Annotated in this window: 8 protein-coding genes; 4 read left to right on the top strand and 4 right to left on the bottom strand. The window is 71.1% G+C overall.

From position 1 onward, the window contains the following. Positions 1 to 342 precede the first annotated feature (342 nt). The 4 genes from ABZ441_RS26600 to ABZ441_RS26585 are packed head-to-tail and all read left to right on the top strand — an operon-like array spanning position 343 to position 5,388. Complete coding sequence (locus ABZ441_RS26600) at positions 343 to 1,461, top strand: DegT/DnrJ/EryC1/StrS family aminotransferase (RefSeq protein ID WP_358978607.1); 1,119 nt, start codon at positions 343 to 345, stop codon at positions 1,459 to 1,461. Then, the gene (locus ABZ441_RS26595) at positions 1,458 to 2,483 is read left to right on the top strand and encodes a Gfo/Idh/MocA family oxidoreductase (RefSeq protein WP_358978605.1); all 1,026 of its coding nucleotides are present in this window, start codon (positions 1,458 to 1,460) and stop codon (positions 2,481 to 2,483) included. Before ABZ441_RS26600 ends, ABZ441_RS26595 begins: the two co-directional genes overlap by 4 nt. Beyond that, positions 2,480 to 4,108 (top strand): glycosyltransferase, encoded by a 1,629-nt coding sequence (locus tag ABZ441_RS26590; protein ID WP_358978603.1) that lies wholly within the window; start codon positions 2,480 to 2,482, stop codon positions 4,106 to 4,108. Before ABZ441_RS26595 ends, ABZ441_RS26590 begins: the two co-directional genes overlap by 4 nt. Beyond that, entirely contained in the window at positions 4,105 to 5,388 is a 1,284-nt protein-coding gene (locus ABZ441_RS26585) for a nucleotide sugar dehydrogenase (protein WP_358978601.1), read from the top strand. Before ABZ441_RS26590 ends, ABZ441_RS26585 begins: the two co-directional genes overlap by 4 nt. Positions 5,389 to 5,407: 19 nt before the next feature. Here the strand turns inward: ABZ441_RS26585 and ABZ441_RS26580 are convergent, their stop codons facing one another. The 4 genes from ABZ441_RS26580 to ABZ441_RS26565 all read right to left on the bottom strand — a co-directional run bounded on the left by ABZ441_RS26580 (position 5,408) and on the right by ABZ441_RS26565 (position 10,925). After that, on the bottom strand, positions 5,408 to 7,540 hold the full coding sequence (locus tag ABZ441_RS26580) for a glycosyltransferase family 1 protein (RefSeq protein ID WP_358978599.1): 2,133 nt from the start codon (positions 7,538 to 7,540) through the stop codon (positions 5,408 to 5,410). Then, entirely contained in the window at positions 7,537 to 8,913 is a 1,377-nt protein-coding gene (locus ABZ441_RS26575) for a glycosyltransferase (protein ID WP_358978683.1), read from the bottom strand. The genes ABZ441_RS26580 and ABZ441_RS26575 overlap by 4 nt, the downstream gene beginning before the upstream one ends. Before the next feature lie 111 nt (positions 8,914 to 9,024). Next, the gene (gene wecB / locus ABZ441_RS26570) at positions 9,025 to 10,128 is read right to left on the bottom strand and encodes a UDP-N-acetylglucosamine 2-epimerase (non-hydrolyzing) (RefSeq protein WP_358978597.1); all 1,104 of its coding nucleotides are present in this window, start codon (positions 10,126 to 10,128) and stop codon (positions 9,025 to 9,027) included. A gap of 200 nt (positions 10,129 to 10,328) precedes the next feature. Then, the gene (locus tag ABZ441_RS26565) at positions 10,329 to 10,925 is read right to left on the bottom strand and encodes an acyltransferase (RefSeq protein ID WP_358978595.1); all 597 of its coding nucleotides are present in this window, start codon (positions 10,923 to 10,925) and stop codon (positions 10,329 to 10,331) included. Positions 10,926 to 11,006 lie beyond the last annotated feature (81 nt).

The following is an 11,006-nucleotide window of genomic DNA, read 5'->3' as shown; positions in this document are numbered from 1 at the left end:
TCGGTCCGTGACCGGTCTTCATCCATACGTGTCCCGCCCCGAAGCCTTCGGGGCGGGACACGTTTTTTTCGGTCCGGACCCGGTGCGTCCGACGGGCGCCGGTCCGTGAACATGAGAAATCAGTAGAAATCGCCCATAATGTGACGACGGTCGTCGGCGTTGCTTCCTGGGAGAGACCGAGGGAACACGTTCGGTGGCCACCCCGGTTCAATGCCGGCCGGGTCCTGCTCCTCGGTGGGTCGTCGGCCTTGTGCCGGTGGGGTTACGCGCGGTCCCGTGAGACCTCCCGCACCCCGGAACCCCGCCTGTGGAGTGCTCCTGCGGTGTTCAGGGAGGACGTCCATGACGACCATCGACGAGCAACCGATACCCGCCGCCCACCCCGTCATCGGCGAAGAGGAGATCGAGGCCGCGGTACGCGTGCTGCGCAGCGGGCGCGTCGTGCAGGGCCCCGAGGTCGCGGCCTTCGAGGAGGGCTTCTCCGAGCTGGTCGACGGACGGCACTGTGTCGCCGTCAGCTCCGGTACCTCCGCGCTGCATCTTCTCCTGCTCGCCCTCGGCATCGGCCCCGGCGACGAGGTGATCGTCCCCTCCTTCTCCTTCGCGGCCTCCGCGAACGCGGTCCGGCTGGCCGGTGCCGACGTGGTGTTCGCCGACATCGAGCCGGGCGGCTACGGCCTGGACCCGGCCGCTGTCGAGGCGGCCGTCACACCCCGCACGGCCGCCGTCATGCCGGTCCACCTCTACGGTCACCCGGCGGCGATGGACGAGCTCGGGCCCCTTGCGCGGAAACACGGACTCGCCGTGGTCGAAGACGCGTGCCAGGCGCACGCGGCGGCTCTGAACGGCACCCCTGTCGGCGCGTTCGGCGAAGGCGGGACGTTCAGTTTCTACCCGACCAAGAACATGCACGCCCTCGAGGGCGGCATGATCACCACCGCCGACGCCGAGCTCGCCCGCACCCTGCGCCTCCTGCGTAACCAGGGCATGGAGCAGCGGTACGCCAACGAGATCGTCGGCGCCAACATGCGCATGACGGATGTGGCCGCCGCCGTCGGCCGCGTACAGCTGGCCAAGGTCGCCGGATGGACCGAACGCCGCCGCGCCCACGCCGCCTACCTCGACGCGCACATCACCGCCCCGAACGTCACCACGCCGCCCGTCGCCGAAGGCGCCCGGCACGTCTACCACCAGTACACGATCCGGGTCCGGGGCGACCGCGATGCCTTCATGGCCGGGCTCACCGAGGCCGGCATCGGCAACGCGGTCTACTACCCGACACCCATCCACCGGCTCAGGCCGTACTGGGAGCCGGACCAGAAGGCCGGCCGGAACTGGGACCTGCCGGAGACCGAGCGGGCCGCCGCCGAGGTCGTCTCGCTCCCCGTCCACCCCTCGCTCGGCGAGGGGGATCCGGCCCGCATCGCCGAGGCCGTGAACGCACTGGGGGAGGGGCTGTGACCACCACCGCACTGAAGGCCGGCCTCGTCGGTCTCGGCTCCATGGGCCGCAACCACGCCCGTGTCCTCGCCGGACTCGAAGGTGTGTCCCTGGCCGGAGTCGTCGATCCCCTGGGTGACAAGAACGGCTGGGCGCAGGGAGCCCCTGTCCTGCCGACCGTCGAGGACCTCATCGCGCTCGGCATCGACTACGCGGTGGTGGCCTGCCCGACCGCACTGCACGGAGAGATCGGGCTCCGGCTGGCCCAAGCCGGTGTCGGCGCCCTGATCGAGAAGCCTCTCGCCGACACCGCGGAAGGCGCCCGACGCCTCCTCGACGCCTTCGGGTCACGGAACCTGGTGGCCGGTGTCGGCCACATCGAGCGCTGCAACCCGGCCCTGCATTCGCTGCGCGGCCGTCTGCAGGCCGGCGATCTCGGTGAGGTCTTCCAGGTCGTCACCCGCCGTCAGGGCCCCTTCCCGCACCGCATCGCGGACGTCGGCGTGGTCAAGGACCTCGCCACGCACGACATCGACCTGACGGCCTGGGTCACGGGCCGGACGTACACCTCCATAGCGGCCCACACCGTCTCCAAGTCCGGCCGGCCGCACGAGGACATGATCTCCGCGGTGGGCAAGCTCTCCGACGGCACCATGGTCAATCACCTGGTCAACTGGCTGAGCCCGCTCAAGGAACGCTTCACCTCGGTCACCGGTGAGCGCGGCTGCTTCATCGCGGACACCCTGACCGGCGACCTCACGTTCCACTCGAACGCGGCGGTGACCACCGAATGGGAGGCCCTGCGCGCGTTCCGCGGCGTCTCCGAGGGCGACATGATCCGCTACGCGATCCCGAAGCGTGAGCCGCTGCTGGTGGAGCACGAGCTCTTCCGGGACGCCGTCATGGGCCTGCCCGCCGACATCTGCACCCTGCGTCAGGGCCTGCGGACCGTCGAGGTGGCGGAGGGGCTGCTGGAATCGGCTTCCACCGGACTCGCCGTGCGGCTGGACGGGGGAACGACGTCGCCCGAGGTGGCCAGTTGACCCGGCCCGACGTCTCCGTGGTCGTAGCCGTCTACAACACGATGCCGTATCTCACCGACTGCCTGAACTCACTCGTGGGGCAGAGCATCGGGGCCGACCGGCTCGAGGTCGTCGCCGTGGACGACGGGTCGACCGACGGGAGCGGTGCGGAACTGGACCGCTTCGCGGCGGAGTACCCGGGCACCGTCAGGGTCATCCACCAGGAGAACTCCGGGGGCCCGGCGGCGCCGAGCAACCGTGCCCTGGAGGTGGCCACCGGGCGGTACGTGTACTTCGTCGGCTCCGACGACCACCTGGGCGAGGAAGCCCTCGCGCGCATGGTGGGCTGCGCGGACGCGTACGGCTCCGACGTGGTCATAGGCAAGATGGTCGGGACCAACGGCCGGTACGTGCACCAGGAGCTCTACAAGGAGAACGATCCGGACGTCAGCCTCTTCCACTCGGCGCTGCCCTTCACCCTGGCGAACACCAAGCTCTTCCGCCGCGAGCTGGTGGAGAGGCACGGGCTGCGCTTTCCGGAGGACCTGCCGGTGGGCAGCGACCAGCCGTTCACCGTCGAGGCGTGTGTCCGGGCCCGCAGGATCTCGGTTCTGGCGGACTACGACTTCTACTACGCGGTGAAGCGTGGTGACGCGGGAAACATCACCTATCGGGCCGACCACCTGTCCCGGCTGCGCTGCACCGCGGCGATCATGAAGCACGCCGCCGCCCTGGTGGAGGCAGGCCCCGACCGGGACGCGCTTCTCCGGCGGCACTTCACCTGGGAGCTCTCCAAGCTCGTGCAGGGCGACTTCCCGGCCCTCGAAGCCGGGGTCCGGCGAGAGGTGTGTGCGGGGATCGCCGCCCTGGCGGACGCGTACCTCACCGACGGGCTCAGGGACTCCCTCGACGTCGGGCGCCGGGTGCGGATCTGCCTCGCGCAGGCGGGCGCCGTGGACGACCTGGTCCGCGCCGTCACGGACGGGACGGCGCACGGCGCCCCGCCCTTCCACCTGGAGGCAGGCCGGGCCTTCGCGATGTACCCCGGCTTCCGCGACGAGGCCCTCGGCCTTCCCGACCGGGTCTACGAGCTGCTCGGCGAGACCGTGCCCGGGCGGCTGGCACAGGGCACGGAGTTCGTCGCCGCCGGATGGGAGCAGGACGGCGACGACCTGTGGCTCGTGCTCACGCTCAGGGCCGGCGTGCTGGGTGACACCGGCTCCCTGACCGTGCGTCTGGTCCAGGGGGCCATGCCGAAGAGCGCCGACGGGCCCGGCGCGCGCCGTCTCCCGGCCGGCCGCGCGCTCGCGGTTCCTGACGGGAAGTTCGACCATGTGCCGACCGACGACGGCCGGGCGACGGCGGTCCACGCGCGGATCCCGGTTCGCGCCGTGCAGGCGAAGCTCGGCGTCCGGGTATACGTGGACGTGGCAGGCTCGACGTACGAGATCCCGCTGAGAACCGGCGGGAAGCCGCTGCCTCTGGCCCTCCGATGGCGGCAGACCGTTCCGTACAGGGCGTCGGCGAACCGGAACGCCAAGGGCCGGCTCGTGATCACGACGGCGCCCCTGTGGGAGGCGGACCCGGGTGTGGGAAAGGGGCTGCGCGACACGCTGACCAGGCTGAGGAGAGAAGTGACCCGATGAACATCTGTGTAGTCGCGCTGGGAAAGATCGGCCTCCCGCTCGCCGTGCAGTTCGCGGCCAAGGGCCACACGGTCAGGGGCGCGGACATCGACGCGAAGGTCGTCGAACTCGTCAACGCGGCCACGGAGCCGTTCCCCGGTGAGCACGGTCTGGACGTCGGGCTCAAGGAGACCGTCGGCGCGGGCCTGCTCTCCGCGACGACGGACACCACGGCCGCGGTCGCCGCGTCCGACGCCGTCGTCGTGGTCGTACCGCTGTTCGTGGACACCGAGGGCACTCCGGACTTCGGCTGGATGGACTCGGCGACGAAGGCGATCGCGGCGGGCCTGAAGCCGGGCACCCTCGTCAGCTACGAGACCACCCTGCCGGTGGGCACCACGCGCACGCGCTGGGCGCCCATGCTCGCCGAGGGTTCCGGCCTGACGCCGGGTGTGGACTTCCACCTCGTCTTCTCCCCGGAACGGGTGCTGACCGGCCGTGTCTTCGCAGACCTGCGCCGCTATCCGAAGCTCGTCGGCGGCATCGACGAGGCGTCCTCACAGCGGGGAGCGGAGTTCTACGAGGCCGTGCTCGACTTCGACGACCGTGAGGACCTGCCACGTCCGAACGGCGTCTGGGACCTCGGTACGGCGGAGGCCTCCGAGCTGGCCAAGCTCGCCGAGACCACCTACCGCGACGTCAACATCGGTCTGGCCAACCAGTTCGCCCGGTTCGCCGACAGGAACGGCATCGACGTCAGGAAGGTCATCGAGGCCTGCAACAGCCAGCCCTACAGCCACATCCACCAGCCCGGCATCGCCGTGGGCGGCCACTGCATCCCGGTCTACCCGCGGATGTACCTGTGGAACGACCCGGAGGCCACCGTCGTGCGCTCGGCCCGTGAGACCAACGCCGCGATGCCCGGATACGCCGTCGACCTGCTGGCCGCCGCGTACGGCGACCTGGACGGTGCCGGGGTCCTGGTGCTGGGCGCCGCCTACCGCGGGGGAGTCAAGGAGACCGCCTTCTCCGGAGTCTTCGGGGTCGTCGAGGCGCTGAGGGCCCGCGGCGCGGTGCCCTTCGTCTCCGACCCGCTGTACACGGCCGGCGAACTGACCGCGCACGGCCTCGTGCCGCACGCGGGCCAGACCGTCACCGCCGCGATCCTCCAGGCCGACCACCCGGAGTACCGGGAGCTGGCCGCTGCCGATCTGCCGGACGTCCGCGTACTCGTCGACGGCCGCCGTACGACGGACCCGGCCAACTGGGCGGGGGTCCGTCGCGTCGTCATCGGCGGCTGACCGGACGGCCCGCGCCGGATCAGCCCTCGCCGAGGAAGAGCCGGTCGAACCGCTTCGCCACGACGCTCCAGTCCCAGGCCGAGAGAGCGTGCTCCGAAGCCGGCCCGCCCGCCTCCCGCCAGGACTCCTCGGTCGAGGTGGCGTCCAGGATGCGCCGGGCGGCCTCCTCGGGAGAGCCGACGACCCAGCCCCCGGGGTACAGGGTCCTCGCGCTGTTCGCCCGGCCGGCGTAGAAGGGCCAGTCGCGGACGACCGGCAGGGCGGCGCTCGCGGCGCCCTCCATCAGACCCACGTGGCATCCCTCGCGCAGGGAAGAACTGAGGATCACACCGATGTCGCTCAGCACACCGGGAACGTCGTCGGTCGGGCCCAGCCGTACCACCGCGCCGGAGGCGACGAGCGGCTTCAGCGCCCGCTCGAGGCGCCTGCGGTAGTCGGCGGTGGCCCTGCTGGTCTTCGGGTCCATGTCACCGCCCACCAGAAGCAGCCGGTAGCGCTCGTCGTGCTCACGCACGCGCTTGAGCACGTCCACCGCCCACAGCGGATCCTTGGCGACCTGGCTGACCCCGATCAGACCGAGGTTGAACCGGGCTTCGGCCGGCTTGGGCCGGACGAAGCGGGAGAGCTCCATCGCGTTGTCGAGCAGGTGGGTCCGCGGTGCGCCGGTACCGCGCAGATGCGGTACCAGCGACGTGACCAGGTCCTTCACGTGCGGTGCGACGAAGACGAGGTCGTCGACGCGGGAGAAGTCCGTCATGTGAGGCCACCGCGTGAACGCCTCGTAGCTGTGCAACCGCACCATGATGCGGGTGTCGCCGGGATCGATGGTGGTGAGCATCGAGGCGGGGCCGACCGACCAGTCGAGGAACACCGTGTCCGCCCAGTCCAGGTGGGGACGCATCAGCCGCTCGACTTCCGCCTGGTAGCCGGTCGTGCCACCGGCCAGCCGGTCCTCCAGCATGAGCCGCGCGGCCCACGAGATGCGGCTGAGTGCCTTCCGGGAGGCAAGGTCCAGGTAGCGGAGCTCGACCCGCGGATGGTCCTCGTACCGTGCCAGGACGTGATGGAGGAAGTTGGCGTTGGCGCTCGTGGTGACGAGCAGGCGCAGCGGACGGCCGGGGGGAGGGCTCGCGGCGGGGGTCTGCCTGCCCCGGGGCCGGGAGACCGCCCGGAACGCGGTGGAGACCCGGAGGCTCGCGGTGTGCTCCCGAGCGTTCTCGACGAGCGGCGAGCTCAGCCCGTCCACGTGCAGCATGCGGTGGAAGCAGAGGAACAGCGCCCGGTTCAGAGCCTCGGACGCGACCTCGTGGTTGCCCACGGCGTACTGCTCGTCGGCCTGGGCGAGGTGGGCACCGACCGCTCCGTGGAGGTCGCGGGGGCTGATGCCCTCGGCGATCTCCGTCATGACGCCCTCGTCGAGCAGCTTCGCCCGGAGCGCGAGGTCGGGGATCCTGGAGGCCGCCGTCGTGAGCGCCATGGCGGCCCCGCTGGTACGTCCGGCCCACCGCATGCCCTCCGCGACGTAGCGGGCCGCCGCCACCCGGGCTGTGACCGGCACACCCGGAGCGCTGACGGCCGAGCGCCAGAGCCGGGCCCCGAGGGCGGACCGCATGACGGGCCGCGCGGTCGCCGTGCGCATCACGGCGGCCGGGATGCCGTCGACGGAGCGCCGTACGTCCTGTGCGACCGCGCCCGGAGCCGGGAACACGACCCGGCGGGTGACCGTCCCCCGCTGCCCCCGCTTGTCGAGCGCCGTGAGCGCGGCCACGACGCCGAAGTGGGCCTCGGCCGTCGGGTTGTACCGCGAGAGCCGCCACACGGTGTAGACGGCGCCCGGGTCCAGGGCCACGATGACCTGAGCCCGCAGAGCACGCCGCCGGAACCCACGGTCCCGCTGCGACTGCAGCCACACCCGCATTCCGAGGGGGGACACCTTGGCTCTGCGCCGCACCGAACCGCTCCTGCGGGAGAGCCCCCGGGGCAGCTGATGCACCCCGTCCAGCGCGATGAGGGACAACTCCTCCGCGACCCGCGCCACGTGGAAGGTGCCGGCCAGGTGGACCCTGGCACCGCGGTCACGGAACCGGCCCACCGAATCCGCGAGGATGCCGGGCTCGGGCCGCTTGGTGGCGACGAACAGAACCTCCGTCACGATGCGGTCCCTCCCGCGACGATGGGCTTCTCGGCGAGGGCCGCCGTGCCCGTGGCGCTCCTGCCCGACACGCGGTCCGAGGCGAGCTGATCGATCAGTTCCCGCACGGCGACGGTCATCAGCGCCCTCCGGGTGAACCGGTCCGCGTGTGCCATCGCCTCCGCGTGGACGGTGTCGCTGGTCCCGACGGCCATGTGCGCCGCGCGGACGAACGAACGGGTCAGGACCTCCTCGTCCATGCCCGCGGAGCCGGTCCACAGCGGATGGCCGCGGAGGACGTTCGACGCGTCGTGCTCGACCACGTGCGCGGAGACGATGGGCAGCCCCGTCGCCATGTACTCGTACACCTTGCCCGAGGTGACGTAACGGCCGCCGATGAGGATGAGGACCAGGGCGTCCCAGCCGGCGTAGACCGAGGCGACCTCCGCCTTCGCGGCGGGACCGCCGAAGCGGACACCGTCGTCCTCGGCCTGTTTCAGGATCTCGGCGTGGCGGTTGGCCTCACGCCCGGCGCCGTTGCCGATGTGGCCGCGTACCTCGAAGCGCGCGTTGGCCAGCAGCGGCTCCTGCTCGCGGGCCGCGCGCCAGGCGCTGAGGACCGTTTCGAGCTGCTGCGCGGTGAAGTTCACCGTGCCCAGGTAACCGAAGACGAGACCGGACCCGGGGTCGGGGCGGTGCGCGCGGCCGGGTGAGCTGTCCGCGTCGTAACCGTTGCGTACGACCCGGACCCGGCCGGCGAAATCCGGGTAGCGCTCGCGGTAGTGCGCGGCGATCGGGTCGTTGACCACCCAGAGGGAGACCGCGTGGTCCACGATCCTCTGCTCCCAGCGCCCGGGCTCGGAGTCGCGGGAGAAGGCTTCCACGCCCTCGATCACGTCGATGGACCAGCCGTCGCGGAAGTCCACCGCGTAGGGAACTCGTGCGTCCTCCCACAGCCTCCACGCCGCGGCGAGGTTGACGTAGGGAACGCAGCTCGCCAGGAGGAGGTCCGCGTGGTGTTCACGGTGGACGTCCAGCACGGCCTGCTCCAGCGCACCGCGCCACTCGCCGAAGTTCGGCTCCGGGAAGGTGCCGGTCTGCCGGACCCGGAGCCGGGCGACCCATTCGTTCGGCCTGAGAGCACGGTCCTCGTCGTAGAGACGGATGTCCGTCTCCAGGTCCTCACGTGCCAAGGGCAGTTCGACGACGCGCACCAGCGGGTCGACCTGGTCCAGGAGAGTCAGGTCGACGCCGGAGTCCCGCTCCCAGGAATCCCGCGCGATCGTGACGACGGTGACGTCCCAGCCCGCCTCGACGAACTGGTTCGCCGTCTCACGCATGCGGTAGGCGCAGCTCTTCGCAGCCGGCGGGAAACCGATGGCGAGGTAGATCACGTGGGGCCGTGCGTCTTGCGTGGGCGGCCCGGACCTGGAGGACGCTGACATAACAGATGACGCTAGCATGGTGACATATGCCTATTTGTGACGTTCGAGGTACTCCGCACGTCACGCGCGTCGGCCTTTCGCATCCCAGCCCTCGACGATGCGGACGACGTTCTCCGCCGCGTGGCCGTCGCCGTAGGGCGTGCCGGGGTCGGACGTCGGCGCTGCCCGGGTCACCGTGCCGGTCCAGGCGTCCGCGTCCATCGCGTGCGGATCGGGCACCAGGACGTTCCAGCCGGTGTCCACCGTCTCCACCCACTCCGTTTCGGGACGGATGGTCGTGGTGGTCCTCTCCAGGAGGAACGCCTCCTTCTGGAGGCCTCCGGAGTCGGTGACGACGCCGGAGGAGGCCAGCACGGCGGCGACGAGGTCCGCGTACGGGAGCGGACGGCCGACGTGGACGGAACCCCGTTCCAGTTCGAGGCCGTGCTCCTCGGCGCGGGCGACCAGGCGGGGGTGGGCGAGCAGCGCGACGGGAACGGGCAGGCCGGCCAGGGACTCCAGGAGGGCCGCCAGGCGGCCGGGGTCGTCGGTGTTGTCCGGACGGTGCAGCGTGGCGAGCAGGAACGGCCGGGCGGGGTCGATGCCCCCGGGCAGCACGGGTGCGGGATGCCCTTCCGCGAGCACCGCGTCCCGGATCCGCAGGCAGACGTCGACCATGACGTCACCGGCCAGCTCCGAGCGATCGGAGAGCCCCTCCGCCGCGAGGTGACGCATCGCCTCTTCGGTCGGCGCGAGGAGGAGGTCCGCGCAGTGGTCGGTCAGCACCCGGTTGTGCTCCTCCGGCATGCGCCGGTTGAAGGAGCGCAGTCCCGCTTCCAGGTGAGCGACCGGAAGGTGCATCTTCACCGCGGACAGCGCCCCGGCGAGGGTGGAGTTGGTGTCTCCATACACCAGGACCCAGTCCGGTCTCTCCCGTTCGAGGACCGGGTCGAGTGCCTGGAGCACGGACCCGGTCTGCGCTCCGTGACTTCCGGAGCCGACACCCAGGTGGACATCGGGATCGGGGATGCCGAGTCCGTCGAAGAACACATCCGACAGGTCGGCGTCGTAGTGCTGTCCCGTGTGCACGATGAGGTGTTCGTGTTCCGTGCCCGCGAAGGCGGCCGAGACGGGTGCCAGTTTCACCAATTGCGGACGGGCGCCGACGATGCTGACGACTTTCACTGAGCACCCTTCTGCCGGGACAGGTCAAATCCGGGATATCGGGGCAATCGTAAGTAATTCCATGGACGTGGACGGGTGTGATCCGGCGGTGTCGAGGGCGCGTCGTGGTGCGGCCGTCCGCAGCGGGGGTCCGTGGGGGAGTGCGTGAATCCGGCAAGGGTGGCGACGTGTTCGGTGCGGCCTGCCGGCGGGCCGGCCGTTCAGCGCTCGGACAGGATGCCGTCCTCCTCGACGTACGCCGCACCGGACCGGGGGCACTCCCAGATCCCGGGCTCACCCTCGCGCTCCACCAGGCGCACGCCGCTGCGGCCGACCCAGCCGGTCCACCGCGCCGGAACGCCGACCACGAGCGCGAAGTCCGCCACGTCCTTGGTGACCACGGCCCCGGCCGCGACCATGGCCCAGCGGCCGATCCGTACCGGTGCCACGCAGACCGAACGTGCGCCGAGGGACGCGCCTTCGGCGATCCGCACGCCGACGGCCTCCCACTCCCCGCCACGCTTCCGGCGGCCCTCGGCGTCGACCGACCGCGGGTTGTGGTCGTTGGTGAGGACCACCGCGGGGCCGATGAAGACTCCGTCGCCGAGTTCGGCGGGCTCGTACACGAGCGCGTAGTTCTGGATCTTGACGTTGTCGCCGATGCGCACGCCGGCGCCCACGTACGCGCCACGGCCGATCACGCACCCCTCGCCGAGCCTGGCGCCCTCGCGGATCTGCGCCAGTTCCCAGATGCTGCTGCCCGCGCCGATCGCGGCACTCCCGTCGACCTGGGCGGTGGGCTGGACTCGGTAGTTCACGGGACCACCTTCTGTGGCGCGGGTCTTCCGGGAATCATACGATCTCCGAACAAAAAGCCTGCCCGAGCGGCGTGTCCCCAG

This window comes from Streptomyces sp. NPDC005752 (assembly GCF_040630715.1).
Classification (GTDB): Bacteria; Actinomycetota; Actinomycetes; order Streptomycetales; family Streptomycetaceae; genus Streptomyces.
Note: the sequence above shows the minus strand (reverse complement) of the source record. Positions and strands in the feature narration are given on the sequence as shown.

Coding starts and splice junctions, on each gene's coding strand:
- ABZ441_RS26600 (WP_358978607.1), top strand. CDS start 343: ATGACGACCATCGACGAGCAACCGATACCCGCCGCCCACCCCGTCATC.
- ABZ441_RS26585 (WP_358978601.1), top strand. CDS start 4,105: ATGAACATCTGTGTAGTCGCGCTGGGAAAGATCGGCCTCCCGCTCGCC.